Annotated in this window: 22 protein-coding genes; 9 read left to right on the top strand and 13 right to left on the bottom strand. The window is 36.9% G+C overall.

Features of this window, described 5'->3' with window-relative positions; genetic code table 11:
- Positions 1-66: 66 nt before the first annotated feature.
- From PFY09_RS02160 to amaB, 8 genes are all read right to left on the bottom strand, one after another.
- Positions 67-3,213 (bottom strand): efflux RND transporter permease subunit, encoded by a 3,147-nt coding sequence (locus PFY09_RS02160; protein WP_271161258.1) that lies wholly within the window; start codon positions 3,211-3,213, stop codon positions 67-69.
- Positions 3,213-4,397, bottom strand: a complete 1,185-nt coding sequence (locus PFY09_RS02155; protein ID WP_271161257.1) for an efflux RND transporter periplasmic adaptor subunit — start codon at positions 4,395-4,397, stop codon at positions 3,213-3,215. The genes PFY09_RS02160 and PFY09_RS02155 overlap by 1 nt, the downstream gene beginning before the upstream one ends.
- Before the next feature lie 2 nt (positions 4,398-4,399).
- Positions 4,400-4,852, bottom strand: coding sequence for a transcriptional regulator (locus PFY09_RS02150; RefSeq protein ID WP_087710068.1), 453 nt, complete (start codon positions 4,850-4,852; stop codon positions 4,400-4,402).
- A gap of 117 nt (positions 4,853-4,969) precedes the next feature.
- Positions 4,970-5,482, bottom strand: a complete 513-nt coding sequence (locus PFY09_RS02145; protein ID WP_271161256.1) for a GNAT family N-acetyltransferase — start codon at positions 5,480-5,482, stop codon at positions 4,970-4,972.
- A gap of 29 nt (positions 5,483-5,511) precedes the next feature.
- Positions 5,512-5,781: a SemiSWEET family sugar transporter gene (locus PFY09_RS02140; protein WP_076390286.1), complete on the bottom strand. Its 270-nt coding sequence runs from the start codon at positions 5,779-5,781 to the stop codon at positions 5,512-5,514.
- A gap of 209 nt (positions 5,782-5,990) precedes the next feature.
- A complete protein-coding gene (locus tag PFY09_RS02135) occupies positions 5,991-6,218 on the bottom strand; it encodes a DUF2007 domain-containing protein (RefSeq protein WP_076390287.1) in 228 nt (75 codons plus the stop codon).
- Between the two features lie 62 nt (positions 6,219-6,280).
- On the bottom strand, positions 6,281-7,606 hold the full coding sequence (gene lat / locus PFY09_RS02130; protein WP_271161255.1) for an L-lysine 6-transaminase: 1,326 nt from the start codon (positions 7,604-7,606) through the stop codon (positions 6,281-6,283).
- Between the two features lie 97 nt (positions 7,607-7,703).
- Entirely contained in the window at positions 7,704-9,254 is a 1,551-nt protein-coding gene (gene amaB, locus PFY09_RS02125; RefSeq protein ID WP_076390289.1) for an L-piperidine-6-carboxylate dehydrogenase, read from the bottom strand.
- A 136-nt stretch (positions 9,255-9,390) separates the two neighbouring features.
- Here amaB and PFY09_RS02120 point away from each other — a divergent pair, with 136 nt between their 5' ends.
- Positions 9,391-9,591, top strand: coding sequence for a hypothetical protein (locus tag PFY09_RS02120; RefSeq protein ID WP_076390290.1), 201 nt, complete (start codon positions 9,391-9,393; stop codon positions 9,589-9,591).
- Positions 9,592-9,679: 88 nt separating this feature from the next.
- Here PFY09_RS02120 and PFY09_RS02115 read toward each other — a convergent pair whose 3' ends face one another.
- From PFY09_RS02115 to ccsA, 3 genes are all read right to left on the bottom strand, one after another.
- Positions 9,680-9,868 (bottom strand): Arc family DNA binding domain-containing protein, encoded by a 189-nt coding sequence (locus PFY09_RS02115; protein ID WP_076390291.1) that lies wholly within the window; start codon positions 9,866-9,868, stop codon positions 9,680-9,682.
- Positions 9,869-10,239: 371 nt separating this feature from the next.
- Positions 10,240-11,106 carry an SPFH domain-containing protein gene (locus PFY09_RS02110; RefSeq protein WP_076390292.1) on the bottom strand — a complete coding sequence of 289 codons (867 nt, stop codon included), beginning with the start codon at positions 11,104-11,106 and terminating at the stop codon, positions 10,240-10,242.
- Between the two features lie 510 nt (positions 11,107-11,616).
- Positions 11,617-14,862: a cytochrome c biogenesis protein gene (gene ccsA / locus PFY09_RS02105; RefSeq protein WP_271161254.1), complete on the bottom strand. Its 3,246-nt coding sequence runs from the start codon at positions 14,860-14,862 to the stop codon at positions 11,617-11,619.
- A 416-nt stretch (positions 14,863-15,278) separates the two neighbouring features.
- Between ccsA and PFY09_RS02100 the strand changes: the two genes are divergently transcribed.
- From PFY09_RS02100 to PFY09_RS02075, 6 genes are all read left to right on the top strand, one after another.
- Positions 15,279-17,852, top strand: a complete 2,574-nt coding sequence (locus PFY09_RS02100; RefSeq protein ID WP_271161253.1) for an FtsK/SpoIIIE family DNA translocase — start codon at positions 15,279-15,281, stop codon at positions 17,850-17,852.
- A 13-nt stretch (positions 17,853-17,865) separates the two neighbouring features.
- Positions 17,866-18,345: a hypothetical protein gene (locus PFY09_RS02095; protein WP_271161252.1), complete on the top strand. Its 480-nt coding sequence runs from the start codon at positions 17,866-17,868 to the stop codon at positions 18,343-18,345.
- A gap of 106 nt (positions 18,346-18,451) precedes the next feature.
- Positions 18,452-19,099, top strand: coding sequence for a LolA family protein (locus tag PFY09_RS02090; protein ID WP_185204480.1), 648 nt, complete (start codon positions 18,452-18,454; stop codon positions 19,097-19,099).
- Positions 19,100-19,208: 109 nt separating this feature from the next.
- Positions 19,209-20,669, top strand: coding sequence for an LptF/LptG family permease (locus PFY09_RS02085; protein ID WP_271161251.1), 1,461 nt, complete (start codon positions 19,209-19,211; stop codon positions 20,667-20,669).
- A gap of 130 nt (positions 20,670-20,799) precedes the next feature.
- On the top strand, positions 20,800-21,588 hold the full coding sequence (locus tag PFY09_RS02080) for a hypothetical protein (protein WP_076390297.1): 789 nt from the start codon (positions 20,800-20,802) through the stop codon (positions 21,586-21,588).
- A gap of 312 nt (positions 21,589-21,900) precedes the next feature.
- On the top strand, positions 21,901-22,539 hold the full coding sequence (locus PFY09_RS02075) for a hypothetical protein (RefSeq protein WP_271161250.1): 639 nt from the start codon (positions 21,901-21,903) through the stop codon (positions 22,537-22,539).
- A gap of 64 nt (positions 22,540-22,603) precedes the next feature.
- Here the strand turns inward: PFY09_RS02075 and frr are convergent, their stop codons facing one another.
- Positions 22,604-23,158: a ribosome recycling factor gene (gene frr, locus PFY09_RS02070; protein WP_076390299.1), complete on the bottom strand. Its 555-nt coding sequence runs from the start codon at positions 23,156-23,158 to the stop codon at positions 22,604-22,606.
- A gap of 105 nt (positions 23,159-23,263) precedes the next feature.
- The gene (pyrH, locus tag PFY09_RS02065; protein ID WP_040999212.1) at positions 23,264-23,971 is read right to left on the bottom strand and encodes a UMP kinase; all 708 of its coding nucleotides are present in this window, start codon (positions 23,969-23,971) and stop codon (positions 23,264-23,266) included.
- Between the two features lie 381 nt (positions 23,972-24,352).
- Between pyrH and porQ the strand changes: the two genes are divergently transcribed.
- Entirely contained in the window at positions 24,353-25,345 is a 993-nt protein-coding gene (gene porQ, locus PFY09_RS02060; protein WP_076390300.1) for a type IX secretion system protein PorQ, read from the top strand.
- A gap of 97 nt (positions 25,346-25,442) precedes the next feature.
- Complete coding sequence (gene cmk / locus PFY09_RS02055) at positions 25,443-26,117, top strand: (d)CMP kinase (RefSeq protein WP_271161249.1); 675 nt, start codon at positions 25,443-25,445, stop codon at positions 26,115-26,117.
- Positions 26,118-26,131 lie beyond the last annotated feature (14 nt).

Raw genomic sequence — 26,131 nt, 5'->3', positions numbered from 1 at the left:
ATCAGGGCTTTTCAGTTTTTAGTTATTATTTAAACTTTACATCAAAAACCCCGAACTCACTTAATTTTATTCTGCTAAATTGATTTCTTTTGGTTTGATAGGTTTTACTTTCTCCTGTAAATATTCAAAAATGACATATAAAACAGGGATCACGAAAAGTCCTAAAATAGTTCCTATCAACAAACCGATTGCGGCTCCTGTTGCGATGGATCTGTTTCCTACCGCCCCGATTCCGCTTGCCAAAACCAATGGCAATAAACCGAAGATGAAGGCAAATGAAGTCATCAGAATCGGTCTTAATCTCGCTTTAGCCGCATTAATTGCCGACATAACGATGGTTTCACCGTGATGTCTTCTCTGAACGGCAAATTCCACAATCAAAATCGCATTCTTTGCTAATAAACCGACCAACATAATCAGGGCGATCTGGAAATAAATGTTATTTTCCAAGCCCATGATTTTCTGCCCGAAATAAGCTCCCATCACTCCAAGAGGAAGAGAAATCACTACAATTAAAGGAAGAATATAACTTTCATACTGTGCAGAAAGGATGAAATAAACGAAGATCAAACTCAATCCAAAAATCAATACTGTCTGAGATCCGGAATTTAACTCCTCTCTTGAAAGCCCTGTAAATTCTACATCATAATTCTGGTTCAGGGTTTCTTTCGCTACCTGCTGCACTGCTGAAATGGCATCTCCGGAACTGAATCCCGCAGAGTTTGCTCCTGTAATTTTCACTGAAGTAAAGAGGTTATAACGGCTCACCGACTGTGGTCCGTAAGCTTTGGTAAGCGTTACAAACTGTGAGATCGGCGACATGGCTCCGGAACCTGTTTTTACATACAGTTCGTTCAGGTTTTCAATATTCTGTCTGTTTTCAGGAAGTGCCTGAACCATTACCCTGAACTGTTTTCCGTATTTTGTAAAATCGGCTGTATAAACTCCTCCGATGTATCCCTGCATCGTTGCTAAAATATCGCTTACAGAAACTCCCAACTGTTTAGCCAAAGGAACATTGATCTTCATTTCATACTGAGGATATTTTGTATTGAATGAAGTCTGGGCAAAATCGATTTCCGGTCTTTCGATCAGTTTTCCGATAAATTCATTGGTTTTTGTATCTAAATCTGCATATTCTCCTCCTGATTTGTCTAAAAGTACCATTTCGAAATAAGCACTGCTACCAAAACCGGGTACACTCGGCGGCTGGAAGAAAACCACTTTTGCATCCGGAACTTTTCCTGAAATTCCGAATAATTTTTTCGTAATATCTTCAGAAGTCTGCCCGTCTTTTTTACGGTCTTCAAATGGTTTTAATTTAATGAAAGCCAAACCGTTGTTGCTTCCGTTTCCTGATAAGAATCCTCTACCGGTGGAAATTGTAACGTTCTGTACTCCCGGAACTTTTAAAGCGTTTGCCTGAAGAGTCTTCAACGCATTGTAGGTTCTTTCCATAGATGCTCCCGGAGGAAGCTGAACATCGGTAAAGATAATTCCGCGGTCTTCCGTAGGTACGAAACCTTTTTTCATGGTAGAACTCGCCCAGTATAAAATTCCGCCTGTTACAGCAAAAATAATCAGCGTAACCCACTTATGTCTCAGTAAGAAGATGAATCCTCTTCCGTAACGTTCTGTTGTTGTTTTAAAAGCAATATTGAATTTATAGAAAAACTTCTGAATGAAATTTAAATTTTTATATTCTTTATGGTGCGCATCGTGAGGTTTTAAGAATAATGAACATAAAACCGGACTCAACGTTAATGCATTGATTGCAGAAATTATGATCGCTACAATAAGAGTGATCCCGAACTGCTGATAAAAGACTCCGGTAGGACCTGTAATGAATGTTACCGGAATAAATACAGATGCCATTACCAAAGTAATTGAAATAATAGCTCCTGTAATTTCGTCCATTGCTTCCACGGTTGCTTTTTTCGCATCCGAAATACCGTGTTCCATTTTGGCATGAACGGCTTCGACGACGACAATCGCATCATCCACAACAATACCGATCGCAAGAACCAAAGCAAATAATGTTAACAGGTTTAATGAATATCCGAATAAATTCAGGAAGAAAAAGGCTCCCACAATAGAAACCGGAACTGCAATTGCCGGAATTAAAGTGGATCTGAAATCCTGCAGGAAAATGTACACTACAATGAAAACCAAAATAAACGCTTCAATTAAGGTATGTACTACCTTTTCAATAGAAGCATCAAGGAATTCGTTAGTATCAAAGTTGAAAGTATATTTAATTCCCTGCGGAAAACTTCCTTCTGCTGATTTCAGGTAAGACTTGATATTTTTAATAATTTCCTGCGCATTGGAACCCGGTGTCTGGAAAATCCCCATACTGATGGAAGGATTATTTCCGTTTTCCCCGATTCCGGTGTAAGACTGTCCTGCCAGTTCTACTTTGGCAACATCTTTTAACATTAAATTCTGTCCGTCCGGTAAAGATTTAATGATGATGTTATCGTACTGTTCCTTATCGTTGAACTTCCCTACATATTTAATGATATATTCGAAAGAACTTCCGCTGTTTTGTCCGATAGAACCTGCCGCAGCTTCTCTACTCTGCTCATTGATGGCATTGGTAACATCGGTAGGCGTTAATCCGTAAGCTGCCATTTTAGCAGGATCCAGCCAGATTCTCATCGAGTAATTTTTACCTCCGAAAACATTGGCATCTCCTACTCCGTTAATCCTTTTTAAATTCGGAATAACATTGATGTTCAAAAAGTTCTGAAGATATACATCATCCAGATCTTTATTTTCAGAATAGAAAGACATATACATCAAAGCACTTGTCTGCTGTTTCTGCGTAACTACTCCGGAACGTGTTACTTCACTTGGAAGTAAAGGAGTTGCTCTTGCGACACGGTTTTGTACGTTTACCGCTGCAATGTCCGGATCAATTCCCTGCTTAAAAAATACCTGAATCTGTGCAGAACCGTCATTTCCGGCAGACGAAGTAATATAATCCATTCCTTCCACCCCGTTAATCTGTTCTTCCAGAGGAACAACCACACTTTTCATTACGGTTTCTGCGTTCGCTCCGGTGTAGTTTGCCGAGACACTTACCGTCGGCGGTGCAATATCAGGATACTGCGTTACGGGTAACGAGATCAGTCCTAAAACACCGAGAATCACAATTAAAATTGAGATTACGGTAGATAAAACCGGTCTGTTGATAAAATTTTTAATCATTAGAATTTCGGTTTTATAGATTGAACAAGACTATCCATTTTCACAGGTTTCTTTATCACGGCAGTTCCCGGTTTTAAACCTCCGATTCCAGCTGCAACTACGGTTTCCCCTTTGTTAACTCCGGATTTTATCAATGCCATATTGTCGATTCTGTCGATCACATTAATCACCACATTTTTCGCAGTGTCTTTATCCACTTTATATACGTAAACAATTCCCTGTTGTTCGTAAGTTGCACTTTCCGGGACTACCAGAACATTGTCGTAACGTTGAGGGAATCTTATGGTTCCGCTGTTTCCGTTGCTTAAAAGTTTCTGCGCATTGGTAAACGCAACTCTGAACTGGATGGTTCCCGTTGTTGGATCGATCTGTCCTGTAATGGCTTCAATTCTTCCTTTTTCAGGATAAAGGCTTCCGTTCGCAAGCTGTAATTCCACCATCGGAAGGTTTTTTATTTTTTCAGGCATGGATGCACCCGGAGATTTTTCAAGGAAATCAAAATATTCTTTTTCGTTCATTGAAAAATAGGCGTAAATCTGAGAAGTATCTGAAATGGTGGTTAAAGGAGTCTGGTCTGAAGGGCCTACCAAACTTCCCACTTTTAAAGGAAGCTTTCCGATTACTCCGGAAATAGGCGCACGAATAACAGAATATTCTATATTGGCTTCTACTCCTTTATAATTGGCAACTGCCTGACTTTTTGCAGCCTGTGCCTGTTTTAGCTGTGCCTGAGCCTGTGCTAAATTTGCCTGTGCGGTCTGTAACTGCACATTGCTGATGATATTTTTCTGAACCAGCGGTTTAAGTTTGTTCACTTCAACATTTGCCGCCGCAACAGCAGCCTGAGCTGCCGCAATATTGGATTCTGCAGCACTGATTCCTGCTTTTGAAGCCGCCGCATTTTCGTTCAGAATATTGGTTTCCAGACGGAAAAGCGGCTGTCCTTTGGTTACGTATTGCCCTTCATCTACCAAAACCTGTGTGATATATCCCTGAATTTTAGCACGGACATCATTATTAACCTTCCCCTGAATGGTAGCCGGAAAAGTCTGATAGCCTACTATATTTTTTGCCTCCACCTTTACCACAGGATACGGTTTCGGGCCGTCCTGTTTGGGAGCTTCTTTTTTGCAAGCCACTAAAGAAAGAGCTGCAACAGAAAGTATAACTAGCTTATTATTCATTTTTATAGTTTATTAAGAGATTCCTGAATATTTTTAATGTTCCTGTTTAAAAGAGCTTTATAAGCTTCCATCTTTTCATTGTAATCGTCATGATTTTTTTTAAAATTGTCTAAATCATCCAGTAGTTGTAATTCGTCTTGCATTTTTTGAACTATTTTTTCAAATCTTATCTTCTTATAACCGTCATTGATGAAAAAATACCGTTTCCTCTCGTCCATTTTGTTGTGATCTACGATGAGCTCTGCATTCAGCAGTAAAGAAATACTTGTAGATACCGAACTTTTGCTCGCGGAAAGCACTTCCACAAATTCATCAAAAGTAATGCCCACTTTATCATAATCGAATAAAAGGTACGCGTAAATCTTTGAAGCTAACGGCGGAAGGCTGAAAATGGTACCGTAGAACTTTACGGCATTCTGAAAAATTTTTTCATCAATTTCTATACTCTTATGCATTGTATATAAATTTGAAACAAAAATAGAAATTAGTTCTGAACTAAACGAACAAACCTGATAGAGTTTATAAATATCAGGCTTTTTAAAATTTCAATGAAAATGGATTTAACTTTTGGACTAAAAAATAATCTTCTCAAAAGCTTTTCTTACGCCTCCCGCGAGAACAACTTCGCCGCAGTAGCTGTAGCCTTTGTTCTCGAGAATTTTCAGCATCGGAATATTATCATAGTTGGTATCGACCTTAATGCTCTGAATTCCATGAGATCTGGTGAATTCTTCAATATGGTCGAAAAGAATTTTTACCATTCCCTGTCCTACAAATTTTTCATCAACAGCAACTCTGTGTACCACGACGAATTCTCCGTTACTTAGCCAGGCTCCTTCAATGGTGCTGTATGCGGGTTCATCATTCAGGATTAAAGCAACATAAACAGAAATTTCCCCATCTACCGTCATTACATATCCGAAACCTTTTGCAATATCGCTTTCCACGGTTCCCAAATTCGGGTAACCTTCCTGCCATTGCGTACTTCCGTCTTTTCTTCTTCTTTCGATTGCCTGCTGCAGAATATTCCAGATTATATCTCTGTCTTCAATTTCTGCTTTTCTCAGCTTAATTTCCTGTGCCACGTTTATTCTATTGATTTTAAGTTTGTTTATTAAGAATCAGCTTTATTATTTCTGTATTTTATTTTTAGAAATATCATCACAATCAGCATAATTAACATTAAAACGTTTGTAATCCAAAGAGGTTTTGCATCCTTCATCATTCCGTAAACAGCCCAAAGCAAAGCGTTTAAAGTAAGAAATGATAAAGTGACCATTGAAAGGTCTTTTCCGGATTTTGTTTTCCACAATTTGATTACCTGAGGTAAAAAAGAAATGGATGAAATTAATGCTCCAGAATAACCAATTATCTGCTCTATCATATTAGTATTTTTTGAATTATAACTTAAATATAATAAAAATAAAACAAAGATTAAACGTTAAACCATACTTATTTTGTTAAAATATGACAGTTATTTATGCTAATTATCTCATGCAAATGTATGATTATCAGATAAATAAAAAACCGAAAACTAATGATATTAATTTTCGGTTCGAAGTAGTAAAATTTAAAATTATGAAATTGTTTTTGTTAATTTTCACTTTGCTGAAGATATGCATCGATAATTTCGAATGCTTTTTTCTCATCTTCAAGTTTCACCATTACTTTCAGCGATGTCGCCGTGGGCGTGGTTGTAAAAGTAAGGTAATTGTTTTCTACTGAATTTTTAATCTGCGCATCGTCCAGTTTAGACTTTATCAATTGGATTTCTGCAGGTTTGTCACTTTCAAAAACTGATACTCTTGTACTTCTTTCCATATTCTGTCTCGTTTGAGTATCTAAATATATAACGTTTTTTTGAAAATCACAAATTTCAGCTTTTAAATTTTATGAATATTATTTTCGATTTTATCTAAAGCGATCTGAATTTCTTCTTTCGTAACGTTCAGATGCGGTCTGAAGCGAAGTGACTGATCTCCACATGAAAGGATAATCATTCCGTCGTTCCAAAGCTCGTCTCTTAATGCATTTCTCTGCTCAGAAGTCGGAAGATCGATGGCGCACATCAGTCCTCTTCCTCTTGCATTGGATAGTTTTTCAGGATATTTTTCTGCAAGACCGATTAATCCGTTCAGCAAATATTCTCCTACCACTCTCGCATTTTCCACAAGATTTTCCTTTTCAATAACTTCCATTACCAGTTGGAAACGTAGCATATCGATAAAGTTACCTCCGAAAGTGGAATTAATTCTTGAGCTTTCTCTGAAAACATTGTTCGGAACTTCATCAAATTTTTCTTTATTGGCTAAAACTCCGCAAACCTGCGCTTTTTTACCGAAAGAAATAATATCCGGTTTTGCTGTAAAATGTTCAAATGCCCACATTTTACCTGTAATTCCGATACCGGTCTGAACTTCGTCAAAAATTAAAAGAATGTCATGCTGATCGCAAATCTTTCTCAATCCCATTAAAAATTCGTCTCTGAAATGGTTGTCTCCTCCTTCAGCCTGAATCGGCTCGATGATGATACACGCCACTTTATCAGGACTCATTAAAATCGCTTCTTCGATATTTAATAAAGCCAGTCTTTCGTTTTTAATGGTTTCTTCCAAATTCTCTTCCGTGATTGGGAAAGTAAGTTTAGGATTTAGGATTCTTGGCCAGTCGAACATCGGGAAATACTGATATTTTCTGGGATCGGAAGTGTTGGTTAAGCTTAAAGTATACCCGCTTCTTCCGTGGAACGCCTGTCTGAAATGGATGCAGATTCCCGCTTCCACATCAAGACCTTTTTCGAAATTTTTACGCGTTTTCCAGTCGAAACACGCTTTCAGGGCATTTTCTACCCCTAAAGTTCCGCCTTCGATAAAGAAAGCATACTGCAGTTCTTCAGGAATTACCACTCTTTCGAAAACTTCTAAGAAATGAGCATATTCCTCAGAATATACATCTGCCAAAGTAGGTTTGTTTACCGCCATTTTTCCCAGCCATGCCGATTTCTCAACGATATAGGGATGATTGTAACCGATGGATGCCGAAGCAAACATGGAAAACATATCTAAATATTCTCTGTCTGTAAGTTTATCATATAACCATGATCCGTGGGATTTTTCAATATCCATCACGAAGTCGAAACCATCTGCCAAAACGTGTCTGCCAACGGTTTCTTTTACTTTATTTGCTTTTATTTCAATTGTTTGTTCCATTTTTAAATAAAAATCTTAGGGGTGATTAAAATTTAATAATAATTTGAGGCTTAAAAACCGGGACTTTAGATTTTTAAACTCATGAATGTTAGTTTTTTTAAAGATCAAACTTAATTCCCTGTGCTAAAGGTAAGTTTGTGGTATAATTGATGGTGTTGGTCTGTCTTCTCATGTAATACTTCCAAACATCTGATCCGGATTCTCTTCCTCCTCCGGTTTCTTTTTCTCCACCAAAAGCTCCGCCGATTTCCGCACCTGAAGTTCCGATGTTTACATTGGCAATTCCACAGTCTGAACCTGCATGAGAAAGGAATAATTCTGCCTCTCTTAAGTTCTGCGTCATGATTGCAGACGACAATCCCTGAGGAACATCATTCTGGATGGCAATTGCTTCTTCTAAAGTTTTGTATTTGATTAAATATAAGATGGGTGCGAAAGTTTCATGCTGAACGATTTCATAAGAATTCTTTACTTCAGCGATACATGGTTTTACGTAGCAACCGGATTCATATCCTTTTCCTTTCAGAACTTCACCTTCCACGATGAATTTTGCGCCTTCTTTTTTGCCTTTTTTAATGGCTTCCTGATACATATTTACCGCATCGGTATCGATAAGCGGTCCCACATGATTCGTTTCATCCAGAGGATTTCCGATTTTCAGTTGTCCGTACGCTTTTACCAGTCTGTTTTTCACTTCATCATACACACTTTCGTGGATAATCAGTCTTCTTGTTGAAGTACATCTCTGTCCTGCCGTTCCTACAGCTCCGAAGACAGCTCCGATAATTGACATATCAATATCTGCATCTTTAGAAATGATGATAGCATTGTTTCCACCTAATTCAAGGATCGATTTCCCGAATCTCTGCGCAACATTTGCTGAAACCATTCTTCCGACTCTTGTAGAACCGGTGAAAGAAACTAAAGCAACTCTCTTGTCATCCACTAATTTCTGTCCGATTTCATGATCTGCAACCAATACGCTGGAAATACCTTCGGAAAGATTATTTTCCTTTAGCACTTCGTTCATGATGTTTTGGCAGGCAATCGCGCAAAGCGGTGTTTTTTCTGACGGTTTCCAGATCGTAACGTTACCGCAGATCCATGCTAAAGCTGTGTTCCAAGCCCAAACCGCTACCGGAAAGTTGAATGCGGTAATGATTCCCACGATTCCCAGCGGATGATACTGCTCATACATTCTGTGTCCCGGTCTTTCCGAGTGCATTGTGTACCCGTGAAGCTGTCTTGAAACCCCTACTGCAAAATCGCAGATATCAATCATTTCCTGAACTTCTCCAAGACCTTCCTGCAGAGATTTTCCCATTTCATAGGAAACCAGTTTCCCCAAATCGTCTTTGTACTGTCTTAATTTCTGACCTAACTGTCTTACAATTTCCCCTCTTTTAGGAGCCGGAATCAGTCTGAACTCTTTAAAAGCTTTTTCAGCCGTCTCAATTACCTTGTCATAATCAGATTCTCCGGAAGTCTTCACTTTAGCGATCAGATTACCGTCTACGGGAGAGTAACTTTCTATGATTTTCCCCGCTGCAAAGTATTTTCCGCCTACTGAAGTTCCTTTATTTTCATCCTTAATTCCTAGATTTTTGAGTGTTTTTTCGATTCCAAAATCCTTTACTTTTTTAGACATAAAAATTTTACTTTTCGTTTCCTCTAAAGATAGAAATATTATGCGAAACGCAAAATTTTAATTTTTTAACATGTTTTTTATTTGGACTAATTATAAACATAGTTATCTTTGTATAGGAATCATTTTTATTTCAGAAATGGAAAATAATAAGATCAATAAAGAACCTGCCACAGAGGAAAAAAAATCCTCCAGATGGAAAAGCCTTGTAAAAAAATTCGGGATCGGCGGAATTATATTTTTTACCGTAAAAGGAATTATTACCTCTACGCTGATCTATTTTCTGGGGAAAAATTTCTGGACGGTGATCTCCGATTATGTTACGGGAATATTTGATTAATTGATTGATACATACATACAAAAAGCTGAGAAAATTTCTCAGCTTTTGTTTTGGATTCAATGTCATTCGAAATGACCGTATTTTTCACCTATTCTTTCTTTTTCCTTCCTGAATTAATCAGGCTCTGATGCAGCAAATACTCAATCTGTCCGTTTACACTCCGGAATTCGTCATTTGCCCATTTTTCCAGAAGCTTAAATGTAGACTCATCAATCCTTAAAACAAAAGATTTTTTGCCTTTATTTTCGGAAGGATTCTGAGCTTTTTCTGATTTCATTTTTGTTAATTCTTTTTGTTTTCAACGCAAATGGCGCAAAAATTTCTTTTAATTATTGTGAATATTTTTCGTTCGAAAAGGCGCTTCACTCAGCAAATGCTTTATGTTTGTCATTCTGAATGAAACGTAGTGAGATGAAAAATATCGTTTTTTTAACTTTATTTTAAAGAGATTATGATTATCCGTTATTGATCATAATGCTTAATTTTCACGCAAAGGATCGCTAAGATTCTTTTATATACCAACTGTTTTTAAGTTCGCAAAGGCGTTTCACTCAGCGAAGAACTCAAAGGTTTTCTAATTATGACAAATTACGGACAATCATAAAAAGATTTCTCCTTTGTCGAAATGACAAGATACATTGCAAATCTTTAATTATATAGAGTTCCGGCATTTAAAATTGGTTGTGCAGCTTTTTCACCGCAAAGAACCACCATTAAATTGCTTACCATTGCGGCTTTTCTTTCGTCATCCAGTTCTACAATATTTTCTTCCGAAAGCTTTTTCAGGGCTAAATCTACCATTCCTACAGCTCCTTCCACGATCTTTGTTCTTGCCGCTACAATTGCCGTTGCCTGCTGTCTCTGTAACATCGCTCCTGCGATTTCTGACGCGTAAGCCAGATGTGAAATTCTTGCTTCCTGAATGGTAATTCCGGCTTTTGAAAGTCTTTCGGTAAGCTCCTGCTCTAAGATTGCATTGATCTTTTCACCGCCTTCTCTTAAAGTAATCGGCGCATGATCGTCTTCTAAATTATCGTAAGGAAAACTCATTGCCAGATGACGTACCGCGGCTTCACTCTGCATTTTCACAAAATCTGAATACCGTTCAACGTCAAAAGCCGCTTTGTAGGTATCTCCCACTTTCCAGACAATCACCACTGCAATTTCTATAGGATTTCCCATCTTGTCATTCACTTTAAGAGTCTGTCCCTGTAAATTTTCAGAACGGAGACTGATTTTCTGTGAGGAATATAAAGGATTGATAAAAAACAAACCGTTGTCTTTTACGGTTCCCACATATTTTCCGAAAAAGTTCAGCACTCTTGAATGATTCGGCTGAATAATCATTAACCCTTTCATGAAAAAGCAAAACAGAATAAATGACAATAATGATAAAACGACAAGCGTAACACTGTTATCGACACCGATTGCAAATAAATAAACGGAAACGGCAAACAATCCAAGACAAATGACCAAAGTAAGGTATCCCGACATTGGTTTTAAGATTTTTTCCATGATATTGATTTTTTAATTTGATATTATTTTGATATCATAAAGGTATAACTTTTTTCATATGAAAAATCATTTATTTTAAAATTTCTTTTGACATGAATCAAAAGAAACAAAAATTCAAGACCCGGAATCTGAATGCTAAAAATTAAAATTTAATTCCTAAAATTCTCAAAACCTGCACGAGTCAGATATTTGTTCTTCAGTTCAATATTTGTGTCGTGCTTCCAACAGTGAGAATTTTTTAACGGATTAAATCTTAATTTTCTTAACGATTCAGCTTCCACTGTCGGTTAAATTCTAAGCACAAAAAATCCCTGAAAAATTAATTTCAGGGATTGTATGTATGATATTTTATTGATTATCCGTTATTAGTAATACTGCTTTTAAACGCAAAGGATCGCTAAGATTCTTTTTATATACTAACTGTTTTTAAGTTCGCAAAGGCGTTTCACTCAGCTAAGAACTCAAAGGGTTTTTAATTATGCCAAATTATGGAGAATCATTATCTTAAATTTATTTTTTATTTAAAATTCTGAACTTGTAATAAGATGCGGCTGATAAAAGTGCCATTGTTGCAAGTCCGATGTAAACCCAAGCCGGAACCGGAACCGGATCTCCCGCAGCGTAAGAGTGAAGTCCGCTCAGATAATAATTTACTCCGAAATACGTCATAACCATCGAGCAGAATGCAAACATCGTCGCTACGTGGAATGCCCATCTGCTTCTTAATCCCGGAACCAGTCTCATGTGAAGAACAAATGCATATACCATAATGGAAATGAATGCCCATGTTTCCTTCGGATCCCAGCTCCAGTATCTTCCCCAGGATTCGTTTGCCCAGATTCCTCCTAAGAAGTTTCCTACGGTTAATGCAAACAAACCTATGGTTAAAGACATTTCAGAAACGATTACCAGTTCTTTCAACGTTGTATCGTGATGCAATTTATACGTTTCTTTATTGGAAATGATATAAAATACCAAACTAATTACTGCAATGATCATGGATAATGCAAAGAACCCATAACTTGACGTAATAATCGCAACGTGAACAATCAGCCAATACGATTTCAATACAGGAACCAACGGCGTAATCTGCGGATCAAGAGCAGAACCTCCATGCGCAAATCCCATCATAATAACAGCTACCATAAATCCGGCTGCCGGAATTAATGCGTTGGAATTTCTGTAGAGTAATAAACCTGCTGTAATTCCTACCCAAGAAATGAAAATAATGGCTTCATACCCATTACTCCACGGAGCGTGACCGGAAATATACCATCTTGCCACCAAACCAAGGAAATGGAAAAGATATCCTACAATTCCTAAAACAATGATAACTTTAATTGCTTTATTTAAAACTTTTTTAGGCTTAAATAATTCAACAAAACCTAAGATTAATAGCAATCCTCCGATTAATGTATAGAAGATTAACAATTTGAAGTTGATGTTCACTTTATTCATGAACACCTCAAGATCAACTTTGGATTTCGCAGGAACAACAGCTTTCCCCCATTTTTGCTGATAGTCTGAAAGCTTCGCCAGTTGCGCATCTGCTTTTGCCCAGTTTCCTGATTGCTGAGCCTGCAAAACTTCTGCAAAATAAGGCCCCATAACCTGCTGAGATTCCATATCCGGTTCCATTTTCTGATCTAGCCATGAATGCCATGTATGATTAGCGTCGTTCTTTACAGGAACAATTCTCATAAACTGACCGCTGAAAAATTCGTTGAAGATCTGAACTCTTTCGTTTACCGCAATCACTTCTTTATCATAATTGGTCTGTTCAGCCGGTTTTTTACGGAACGCAGTGTTGTAATCGCTTTCAAGGATATATCTTAAATTTCCGTTGGCATCCGCAGGAAAAAGGTTCATTAAAGAAGTATATCCGTCTTCGTCTGCTTTGGTTTTAATTTTCAGTTCGTCTCCGCCTTTTGTTCCTACTTTAATCATCGGAACCATCGTCCAGCTTGGCGTATCGATATTCACCGACAAAAACCATTGGTTTGCTGTTAAAGATTTTCCGTCTGTTCCTTTAAACTCGTCTTTTTTATAAAGCTTTCTTAAAACATCCAAAGCTTCGGTATTAATCGGAACGATTCTCCCTTCAAAATTCTGCACCAAAAGATATCCGAATTTATCGGCATGTTCTGCGCTGATTTTATTTCTGGCAATAATTTCATCGGCAGAAACCACTTTCATTTTTGTAAACGGCTGCGCTCCCTGCGGTTTTAATGTTTCTGAACTCTGAGCATGACTGTGATTATCACCTTCCACATGGATGTGTTCCCTGCTTCCGTCGGTTGTGCCATGTGTATCAATTTTCTGGGCATTTAAGCCGAAACTCAACAATAATAAAATTACTGCTGCTGCTTTCTTTTTGTTAACGTCTTTCAGCATTTTGTTTAATTTCCAGAAGTGGGTTCCTTTCCAGAAGAACATAAAGAACATTCCCCCGAATAAGAATGTATACCCGATGTAGGAAATTAAAGTTCCCCAATAATCGTGGTTTACGGAAAGAACCGTTCCCATTCTGTCCGGATCGAAGCTCGACTGGAAGAAACGGTATCCTTTATGGTTCAGAACGTGGTTCATATAGATTTTAAAAGGAGTCTGTTTTCCTTCATCAATAATTTTAATGTGGCTTTCGTACGCACTCGGAGAAGAACTTCCCGGATAAGTTTCCATGATGAAATCATCCAGTTTAAGCGAGAAAGGCGTATTGTAAATTTTAGGACCAAAACCGATCATAATGTTCAGTCCGTCCATTGTTACCTGTTTGTAAGCATTCGGATTTCCTTTTTCAACCGAAAGATCTACCAGTTGCTTTGTTTTAGGCCCCTGAAGTTCTACCTTCAACATATCCGGAACATTCTGATCTTTTTTTCTGTCGCCTTCAATCGCCATCAGTTTTCCTTTTTTAAGACCTTCCGGAACTACTAATTTTAATTCGTTGATGGAATATAAACTTCTTAAAGCCAAAGGCTGGAATTCATCTTTCACCGTTGTTCCGGTTGCCTGAGTTGCCATCGTCATATAACTTGCATTCACAGGAGTTTTGATGAACAGTTTTCCGCCTTCGTTTTTAAATTCAACCGCTCCTTCAATAGCTCTGTTGAACGTTACCAAAGTTCCGTTGATTGATTTTGTTTCGCCCGGCTTGATGAAAATATTCTGTCTTCCGGTTTGTCCTGTGGAAACCAAATGAAGATATTCTGCCCCATTCGGATCAGCCAGAAGACTGTCTTTTTTTCGCTGAACATATTCTTTAGCAACTACTTTCACCTGCTTTCCGTGGAAATCGTAGGTTGCTTCCAGATCCTTGTGCAAAGGAGACATTAAGTAAGGAATGTCTTTATAGTTAAGAACATCTCCTTTTTCTTCAATCTGTACTTTGAGGAAGTTTTTATCCGTTACGATTTCATTGGATGTTTCTCCCTCTCTGATGTGCATAGTCCCTTCGAAACTGATGTATCTTGTGATTGCACCACCAATGAAGATGAGTATAAAAGCAAGGTGAAACACCAGAACCGGCCATTTTTCTCTCTTCCAAAGTCTGTATCTTCCGATGTTTCCGATGAAGTTGAGAATGAGCAGGAGCATAATGAGTTCGAACCATTTTGCTTCGTAGATTAATGCTTTTGCTGTAGGAGTACCGTAGTCGTTTTCCAAGAACGTTGCATAAGCCATCGCAAATGCGTACACCAGTAACAATACAGCCATTGTCCTGGTCGAGATAAGAATATCTTGCAGCTTCTTCATGATTTATATACTTGACATGCAAAAATAAGGATGATAAACCATAAAGACTCCAAAAAAAACTGTCATTTATCAGTTGAGACTGCTTTTAATCTTATTTTTATTGATTCTTAATAAGTAAATTTCCTTTGAGGAAAATTTAAAACGAAAAAACCATCAGAATTGAATTCATAAAAGCTATAAAACTGATTGACAAGCTCTATTTATTCAGAATTTTTAATCTTTATTTGATTCAAATTTTCAAAACAGCAAAAAATGATCGAATATTTTTTCCCAGTTCATTTTATTTTAAATATTTTTAATCATCAAAACCAAATCAATCCAAAAATTCTTTTGAAATAAAGGAAAATTAGTTACTTTTTTAAGCTTATGAGCAATCGTTTAATGTAGGAAAAACATTAAATTTGCCAATTGACATTATGAATAAAAACACACAAAACAAACCGACTGAATCGCCTGATAAGGGCAAATTTTTATCTAAGCCAAGAGTATTCTTCGGGCTTACTTTCATTCTTTTTTCTGTAGTGCTTACTTTTTCGTTCGTTTCTTACCTGATGAACTGGAAGGCAGATCAGAGTCAGGCAGGAACGATGCTCGATAAAAGTATAAAATCTTCCAATCTTTTCGGAAAACTGGGCGACTGGCTCGGAAATATTTTTATTTTCGAAAGTATCGGAGTGGCTTCATTCATCATTGCCTTTTTATTTCTGGTTTTCGGAACCGTTATCCTGAAAAAGAAAATGTTCAAACCTTGGAAAACGGTAGGTCATTCCCTGTTTTTCATTTGCTGGCTTCCGATCCTTTTTGGAGCGATTACTAAAGGACAGGGTGTTTTAAGCGGAGTTTACGGATATCAGATCATGGAATCTCTGAATACGATTATTGGTTCTTATGGTCTCTGGCTGGTTTTAATTGCAAGTATTGCTCTGTATTTTATTTTAGAATTCAATCTTCGTCCAAGTTCTATCAAGTCTAAATTAAATGACATTAATGAAAATACCCTCGGAAAAGTAAGATCGATGATGCCGAGTTCTGATGAAAATTTTGAAGCCGATGAAGAATTGATTGAGGAAATTGAAACGGCAGAACAGGAAGAAGAACAACCTAAAATAAAAGTAACGGAAGTTGCAGAAAAACCAGCTCCCAAAATGGCGGAGCTTGAACCTGTAAAAGTTCCGAAAGGTTTTCCGGAAGTTCCGGTATCCAGCAATTTAGATCCGATTGTAACGCCGAATAAAACGTCTTTTGATGAGGAACCTAAAAATGATTTTTCAAACTCCATCAATTTAAATCTCGACTCCAGACCTAAAGTTCCTACTTCAAGTCCGGAACAGGCTTTTGATATGACGCCTTCTATTCCGGTAGGTACAGTTACTGCGGCTGCACCTCAGGAAAATATTAAATTTAATGTAGAAGTAGCTCCGGTTATCGATATTCTGGATGATGCCGATAAAAAATCTCAGGAACTGGTAGACAAACACGGATTGTACGATCACAAGCTTGATCTTGCCAAATTCCAGATGCCGCCTGTTGAATTGCTGAAAGATTACGGAAACGAAGAAATTTCGATCAACAAAGACGAACTGGAAGAAAACAAAAATAAAATTGTCGGATTGCTGAAAAACTTTAACGTAGGAATTGCCGAAATTAAAGCTACGATAGGACCGACTGTAACCTTATATGAAATTGTACCGGAAGCGGGAATTCGTGTAGCAGCAATTAAAAAACTTCAGGATGATATCGCCCTGAATCTTTCCGCTTTGGGAATCCGTATTATTGCACCGATGCCCGGAAAAGGAACCATCGGGATTGAAGTTCCGAGAAAAAATCCGACGATGGTTTCTATGCGTTCAGTGATTGCTTCGCAAAAATTCCAGAATACAGATATGGATCTTCCGGTTGTTTTCGGTAAAACCATTTCTAATGAAATTTTCATGGCAGATTTATCCAAAATGCCTCACTTATTGATGGCAGGAGCAACAGGACAGGGTAAATCGGTCGGAATTAATGCAATTCTCACTTCTCTCCTATATAAAAAGCATCCGAGTGAACTGAAATTTGTAATGGTAGATCCTAAAAAAGTGGAACTTTCATTATATTCAAAAATCGAAAGACATTATCTTGCCAAACTTCCGGATGCAGAGGAAGCCATCATCACCGATACGAATAAAGTAATCAACACTCTGAATTCTTTATGTATTGAAATGGATACGAGATATGATTTGCTTAAAAATGCATTCTGCAAAAATTTAAAGGAATACAATAAAAAATTCACAGAAAGAAAACTGAATCCGGAAAACGGTCACCGTTACTTACCTTACATTGTTTTGGTGGTGGACGAATTTGCAGATTTAATTATGACTGCCGGAAAAGAAGTTGAATTACCGATTGCCAGATTGGCTCAGTTGGCAAGAGCGGTGGGAATCCACTTAATTGTTGCAACACAAAGACCTTCGGTAAATGTAATTACAGGTATGATTAAAGCGAATTTCCCTGCAAGAGCAGCATTCAGGGTAATTTCCAGTGTAGATTCCAGAACGATTCTGGATTCTCCGGGAGCAGATCAGCTTATTGGGAAAGGAGATATGCTTTATTTTAACGGAAATGAAATTTTAAGACTTCAATGTGCATTTGTAGACACTCCGGAAGTGGAAAGACTTGCAGAATTTATCGGGGAACAAAAAGGATACGCTTCCGCATTTATCCTTCCGGAATACGTTTCTGAAGATTCTACCAGTACAGTGGGAGCTTTCGATCCGAATGAAAAAGATGCTTTGTTCGAAGATGCTGCGAGAATTATTGTTTCTACTCAGCAAGGTTCTACTTCCATGCTTCAGAGACAACTGAAACTGGGATATAACAGAGCCGGAAGAATTATGGATCAACTGGAAGCCAGCGGAATTGTCGGCGGATTTAACGGGGCAAAAGCAAGAGAGGTTCTTATTAGCGACCTTCATTCTTTGGAACAGTTTTTAGATGATCTGAAAAACTAATAAACCCTTACCTATGAAAAAAATTGTATACGGACTGTTGCTGTTTTCGGCAATCGGTTGCGGATCGGTGGAGAATTACACCCAAAATGATTTAAGGCAGGAATTTTTTCAAGAGAAAATGATGGTCTTTACTTTAAGTTCCGCAAGTGTTAAATATATAAATGTAACAGGTCCTCATTCAGGTTATCCTTCAAATCCGGACGTTAATGAAGTATTTAAACAGGCGGTTGCAGAACTGGCAGAAGAAACCCATTTAAATTTAAAGACAGCAGATCATATTTCTCAGGCAAGTATTGATGTGAAAATTCTTGATATTGACTGGCATTTCGGCTTATCTCGTACCGATATGATCACAAAGCTTAATTTCAATACGAATGGAAAGAACTACGAAAGTACAGGGCATTTTAAAAATTTCGGAGGTTCAGCCGGTAACAATCTTAAAAGATCTTTTAAAAACGCTATCTATAATTTCCTACTTACTTACCAAAAATAAAATTTAGTAATTGGAACAGTTTTTGGAAGATCTGCGCAGTTAAAGAGAAATTTCAGTTTAACTTTTAACATTAAAGAAAGTCTAAAGATTAAAGAATTTAATAAAAATGAAAAATATTATTTCAAAAGTTATAGTAAGCAGTTTGGTAGTTGGAGCGGTCGGATTTACGAATGCACAGAAAATTGATGCAAAGGCAAAAAAAATCCTTGATGATATTACAGCTAATTATAACTCTAAGAAAAATTCGTATTTCAAGTTTTCTTTCGGAAGCGGAACCAACGGAAAAGTAGATAAATCGGAACCCGGAATTTATTACGCTGCGGGAGATAAATACAAACTGAAGATCATGGAAACGGAGCAGATCTTCGACGGAAGTAAAATCTACAACATCAATACAGAAGATATGGAAGTTACGGTAGCGAAACCTAACGGAAGCAGCTCCATGTTCTCCCCTATCAATTACCTTTCTACCTACAGAAAAGATTATAATGTAACGTACGGAGGAAAGAAAAATGTAGATGGCGTAAATGCGGATTTCATTAAATTAACTCCGGTAAAATCCAACGGAATAAAATACGTTTATCTTTTTGTAGATTCTGCTAAAAAACAGATGGTAAAACTGGAACAGCACGGAAACAATAAAGACCTTGCCGTAATTGCGATTAAAGAATACAAGGAAAACCAGACTTTGGATCCGGGAATGTTTACATTTGATAAAAACAAATACAAAAATTACCTGATCACAGAACTTTAAAAATAATCAGCAGATAAGCGAATACGCCGATTTGCTTTTAATTATAAAAATTTCATAAAATATAAGAGCTGCAAAGAAAACTTTGTGGCTTTTTGTTTAATTTTGGCGAATGTTAAAAATACTAGACCGATATATTATAAAAACCTTCTTCGGACCGTTTTTCTTTATATTCAGCGTATTGTTTTTCATCTTTATTGTGAACATTATCTGGATTCAGCTGGGTCAGTTTATGGGAAAAGGACTGAGCTACTGGCAAATCATGAAACTTCTTTTTTACCTCGGGGTAAGTGTAATCAGTATGGTTTTACCGCTCACGATTCTTCTTGCGAGCATTATGTCTTTTGGAGAATTTGGAGAACGGTATGAACTTGCCGCCATGAAAGCGGCGGGAATTTCGCTCACCAGAGTGATGATGCCGCTTTTGGGAGTAACGGTTGTTCTTTCCATTATGCTGTATTTTTTCTCCAACAATATCATTCCGGATTTTCAGAGGAAGGCGAAAAATATGCTTTTTAATATTGCGCAGACCAAACCTGCCCTGAATTTCACACCGGGACAGTTTATCGATCAGATTCCCGGAAACATGGTGAAATTCGATAAAATTTATGGTAAAAATGATGAAAATATAGAAGGTGTTTTTGTTCATAAGAAAGCAAGCTCTTATGAAAATCAGCAGACGGTAATTGCTCAGAAAGGTGTTTTTGCTCCGGCAGAAAATACAAATTATTTAAAGCTAAAATTGTTCAACGGATTTGTTTATGAAGATAATTTTGCCGGGAAAGGAGAAAACATCCGTCTGAAACAGCCCGACCAGGTGATTAAATTTGATACATTAACGCTTCATTTCGACGTAAGTGAGATCATTAACAAAGCCATTGAAGAAGAAAAAATTACGGACGATTACCGTTTCCAGACGTTCCATGAGCTGAATACGACAATCGATAAAACGAAAAAAGACAATCAGAAATTCTTCACCAATGTAAGCAGCGATGTTTTGGGACAGACCAATTCTGTGGTAAGTTATATGGACACCAAACAGAACAGCGCAAAGGCAAAACCGAAGCAGATTATTAAGCTCGATACGGTGAAAGGGGATAAAAAACTGGAGATCATCAATAATGCTTATAACCGTCTTGATAACCTGAAAAGTACGCTTGAAGGAAAAAATAACGAGATTGATCCCGGCGTAAAATATTACAGCAAAGTAGTGATTTATCAGCAAAGAATCGTGACGTATTCTTTCACCTGCATCATTTTCTTTCTGATCGGTGCGAGTTTGGGTTCCATTATCCGAAAAGGAGGAATGGGACTTCCTGTAGTGATTGCAATTGTTATTTTCATTATTTTCTACGTGATTAATGTAGGCTTTGAAAATATGGCGTGGTCCGGAAAGATCAATCCTTATCTTGCAGCATGGGTTCCGAATCTGGTATTGTTTCCTTTCGGAGTATGGATGACGTACAAAGCTCTTACGGATTCTCAACTGTTTGATGCCGAGAAATACAAAGCGGCTTTCAAGCCTGTTATCAAACTTTTTGTAAAGAATAAAGAACACAAAAGGTATCAATAATAAGCTGTACCCTATACAATATAAAAGATCCGGAATTTCTCCGGATTTTTTTGTGGTATGTTAAAAAATGAATTTCAATTTCATTTCAGCTATAAAAAATTATCTTTGTCAAAAATTATAACAGTTTTATATGAGAAAATTATTATTGATTGGCTTATTCAGTATCGTTTCTTTCAATGCGTATGCGCAGGAAGACAATACGGAATACGAAATGAGAATCGGGGAAAAGCCGGGATACATTATTGATAAAAGCGGGAAAAAGATCGAAGGTATTGTAAGACTTGCCGGAGACGAAATGAATCCGTGGACGAATCAGAAAAAAGTGAAATTCATTGCGACTTCGGACGTTGACAATTCAAAGAAAAAGCAAAAATTCAAAACGTATGATGTAGATGATCTTAAAGGTTATATGGCGATCGACAACAATACGGAAAGAGTTTTTGAGACGATAAAATACACGAACACCAAAGAAGCGTACAACACCCAGAACGGAGGTTTAAGTGGCGGTTTAAAAGCTTTCAACAACCTGACAAAAAGCAATCAGTTTGCTGAAGTTGTGGCAGACGGAAAAATTAAAGTGTATAAGGTATACGGTTTCCCGACTACTTTCTCAGCAGGCGGACAAATCGCTGTTGCAGACGAGGAAAACAAAAGAATGAGAGAAAATCCGGCGTATGTGTATTCCAAAAAAGGCGGAAAACCGGAAGAACTGAATGTTGCAAAGGCAAAAATCATTACCGCAGACTGCCCAGTTGTGAAAGCTAAAGTAACGAAAGGAGAATACGGTTCTTTAAAAAATGATACCAAAAAGAGATCAGGTTTAGGAAAATTCATCCGAAATGAAATCGATAATGCGATGGCAGATAATCTTTCGATCGTGAATGAAGTGATCTACGATTATAACGAAAATTGTAAATAATCTATTAAAAATATTTTTTACGGCAGTTTCAGTTTGGAGCTGCTTTTTTATTTTAGTTTTTTATTAATGGAAATATTCTTGTCAAAAAGTACAAAAAAGCAAGATTTTTATTAATCTCAAATCTTTAAGGCGCAAGAAAATCAAAGATTTTCAATAAGGATGATACTTAATTTTATTTTAGATAAAATCTTTGCGCTTTAAAACAGGACAGTATTTAATGAATATTTTCCGCCTTTGCGATGGTTACAGTGATTAAGTTTAAATAAGTTTTGCGCATATTTTTTGCAGTACGATGTATCAAAATCATCTTTTATGAAAATACTTCTTTTAACTTTAAGTTTTCTTGCCGTTTTTTCCTGTAAAAAAGAAAATGCAGAAACCATTCAAAATAATTCAGTGACTGATAATACAACCATGAATACAGTTTCGGAAAAATTGAGTGATTCCATTACTTCCGTTGAAGATATAAAGAAAGAACATGCAGCTATAAATAATCTTTTGTCTGCAAAACAACTGGACTCAACAAAATTCAAGTATAACTGCAACGAAAAAGAAGGTGAAGTTGTTTTGTATTATGAGAATAAAGATCTCAGAATGATCAAAGATTCTTATGCAGAACACAGTCATTTTTCTTCATCCACAAAATATTATGTAAAAAACAACAGCGTATTTTTCATTTTTAAAGAGGAAACGGTATGGAATTTTGATGAAGGCGGAACACCCGAAAAACCGGAAACAAAAGATGATATCAATGAAAAAAGAATCTATGTTTTAAACGATAAAGACATTCAGTGCCTCGAAAAAAATTATACGATTCGCTCAAAAGGAAATAACAGGAATCCTGATTCAATTCCGAATAAAGAAACAAAGTGCGACGTTTCCGAGCTGATAAAAAACTATAATTTAATCCTTAAAAATAAAGACAGAAAAGGAGAAATTAATTGTCTGTAATGCATACAAAAAACAAAAGCGGCTTCAAAATGAAACCGCTTTTTATATTTTCAGGAGCCGAAAATTAGACTTTCATAATTTCAGCTTCTTTTACTTTAAGATGCTCGTCACAAGCTTTTACATATTTGTCGGTAAGCGTCTGAATATCTGCTTCAACACCTTTAATGATGTCTTCAGAAACTCCTTCCAGTCTTTTAAGCTCTTTCAGACCGTTCTGTCTTGCGTTTCTTACGACTACTTTCGTATCTTCTGCTTCAGACTTAGCCTGTTTTGCCAGTTCACGTCTTCTTTCCTCCGTTAAAGGCGGTACATTAAGGATAATGTTGATCCCGTTATTAGAAGGGGCAAAACCTAAATTGGAATTGATGATTGCTTTTTCAATATCATTAATGGCTTTTGCGTCCCAAGGTTGAATAGAAATCGTCATTGCATCGGGAATAGAAACATTGGCAACCTGATTAATTGGAGTTAATGCTCCGTAATATTCCACCATCACATCCTGAACCATCGTTGTAGACGCACGTCCCGCTCTGATTCTCTGAAATGCATGATCCAGGTGCTTAATAGCTGCTTCCATGTCCTGCTGTACAGACTCTACTATAAGATCTAATTCTTCCATTATTATAATAAAATTTGATAAGTTACACATATGTTAATGATAAGTAATAAGTAATTGGTAATGAGTAATCTTTAAAACTTTAAACTCAAAACCCTGAACTTACTATTACAAATCAACTAAAGTACCAACATTTTCGCCATCAACAATTTTTTCCAGATTTCCGTCTTTGTTCATATCAAAAACAATAATCGGCAATTTGTTTTCGTGGCTTAAAGTAAATGCCGTCATATCCATTACCTTTAGATTCTTCGCATAAACTTCGTCGAAAGATAGTGAATTATATTTTACCGCATCTGCATTTTTTTCAGGATCGCTGTCGTAGATTCCGTCTACTCTTGTTCCTTTCAAAATAACATCTGCGCCGATTTCGATGGCTCTTAACGTTGCAGCAGTATCTGTTGTGAAATAAGGATTTCCTGTTCCGGCTCCGAAGATCACTACTCTGCCCTTTTCAAGATGTCTTACTGCTCTTCTTTTGATGAATGGTTCTGCCACTTTATCCATTTCAATGGCAGACTGCAGTCTTGTTTTAATTCCCGCATCTTCCAGAGCACCCTGCAAAGCCATCCCGTTGATTACCGTTGCAAGCATTCCCATATAATCTCCCTGTACTCTGTCCATTCCTTTTGCAGCTCCTGCTACACCGCGGAAAATATTTCCTCCTCCGATTACAATGGCAACTTCACAGCCTTTTTCTACTACTTTTTTAATCTCTGCAGCATATTCCTGTAGCCTTTCATTATCAATACCATATTGTCTGTTTCCCATTAAGGCTTCACCACTCAGTTTCAGAAGGATTCTTTTATATTTCATTGTATGTAAATAACTTTTTTTCGTTAGATATATCTGTCTAAAATTTGACTTTGCAAATATAATCATTAATAAGGTTGATTTTTCATTATACATTATAAATTTTAAAAGTGGTGTTTTATGGGATCGACAAAGCATTTTTCCGGATAAATAATGCCCCTGTATTTTATAATTTGAGTGAAAACATGGCTGTTTAATTAAATTACAAAACATGAAGATTCAAAATACTAATCTTACGCTAAAAGATTAAGCTCAATAAAAATGGCATAGAACTTAAAATAAAACCATGATTTTCACAAAACTTAAATATTTAAATATAAATAATGTGAGAAATATTTTGAAAAGTACGAAAAAGGATTATTTTTGCATTACTAATAAACTGAGTTGAAGAAAATTGTCATTTTTTCATTATTTCTGTCAGGAATTGTTTCTTATGCACAAACAGGAACAAACGTTTATCCATTCTTAAATATCCCTGTTTCAGCGAGACAGGCAGCTTTGGGAGGAGATGCAATTTCTGTGAGAGATCGTGATGTTTCCTTTGCTATTGCAAACCCCTCATTACTGAATAAAGATTCCGATAATCAGCTTTCTGTAAACGCAACTGCTTATCTTGCAGATTCCAAATACGGAACGATAGCCTATGCAAAAGACTTTGATAACGGTCACATGGCGACCATCAATGCAAGATACATGAGCTACGGAGATATTCCGCGAACAGACGACAGCGGTTTCGAGAACGGAACTTTTAAAGCTTCGGATGTTGCCATCGGAGCAGGATATGCCTATCAGTTTGAAGAAGACTGGACGATCGGAGGCGGATTGAATTTCATTACTTCGAAAATTGATACCTATACTTCTTCCGCCATTTCAGGAAACGCAGGAATTACGTACCACAACAAAAAAAATAAGGAAACAGCATCTGTTGTTTTCAGAAATTTCGGATATCAGTTCAATTCTTTCAACGGAACAAGGGAAAACCTTCCGTTTCGTGTAGATTTGGGATACACAAGAATTTTAAAAGTAATTCCTTTGGCGGTTACCATTACAGCACATGATTTACAGGAATTTAATATTTCTTCCCAGTACAATGTAAACGGGCAGGAAGTAAATACAGGCAGAAAAATCGCCGATCATTTCTCTATCGGAGCAGAACTGTTTCCGGAAAAAGGCTTCAACATCAGATTGGGGTACAATGTAAAAAGAGGAAATGAACTAGCCGTTGCAGACCAGAGAAATTTCTCAGGACTTTCTGCCGGATTCGGGATTAAAATTTCCAGATTCCGTGTAGATTACGCACACGTAAGATATCATAATTCTTCGAATGTCAATCAGATAGGAGTTTCTATTGACCTTACAAGCCATGCAGGATACTAATCATTAATCATTTTTCAAAACGAAATAAATATCAGAAACCTCAAGAAAATCGCTTGAGGTTTCTTGATTTTTAAGAAAAAATCTTGAAATTTGCAGTATGAAAAAACCTGTAATAGCTATCGACGGGTACTCGTCTACCGGAAAAAGTTCAATTTCTAAAGTCATTGCTGCAAAGCTGGGACTTATTCATCTGGATACAGGTGCGCTTTACAGAGGAGTAACATGGTTTGCTCTTCAAAATTGTTTAAATGACAGCGGTACCATTGATCTTGAGAAATTATTTTCTTCGTTTGATCAGATCGAGCTTGAATTTAAAAATCTTGATGGAGAACTGGTTCTTTTCCTGAATCATATTGATATTTCCAAAGCAATACGTACGAATGAAGTCTCGGAGAATGTAAGTTTTGTTGCCAAACAGAAAGAAGTAAGAGATTTTCTTCTTCAGTCTCAGCGCAATTTGGCAGAAAAAGGTGGCATTATTATGGACGGACGTGACATCGGGACAGTAGTTCTGCCAAATGCGGAATATAAATTTTTCCTTACCGCAAGTATTGATGAAAGAACCAGAAGACGTTATCAGGAACTGATTTCTTTAGGAATTGAAGCAGACGAAAAGCAGGTAAAAGAAAACCTTATAGAACGCGACAGAATAGACAGCGAACGCGAAATCGCTCCGTTAAAGCAGGCTGAAGATGCCATTGTTATTGATAATACCAACATTTCTAAGAAAGAAACTATTGATGAGATTTTATCTCACATCCAAAAGATTTAACATTTTTTAATAGA

The sequence above is a fragment of the Chryseobacterium gambrini genome (assembly GCF_027920505.1).
Taxonomy (GTDB): Bacteria; Bacteroidota; Bacteroidia; order Flavobacteriales; family Weeksellaceae; genus Chryseobacterium; species Chryseobacterium gambrini.
The sequence above is the reverse complement of the archived record's forward strand: the minus strand, read 5'-3'. Positions and strand labels throughout refer to the sequence as shown.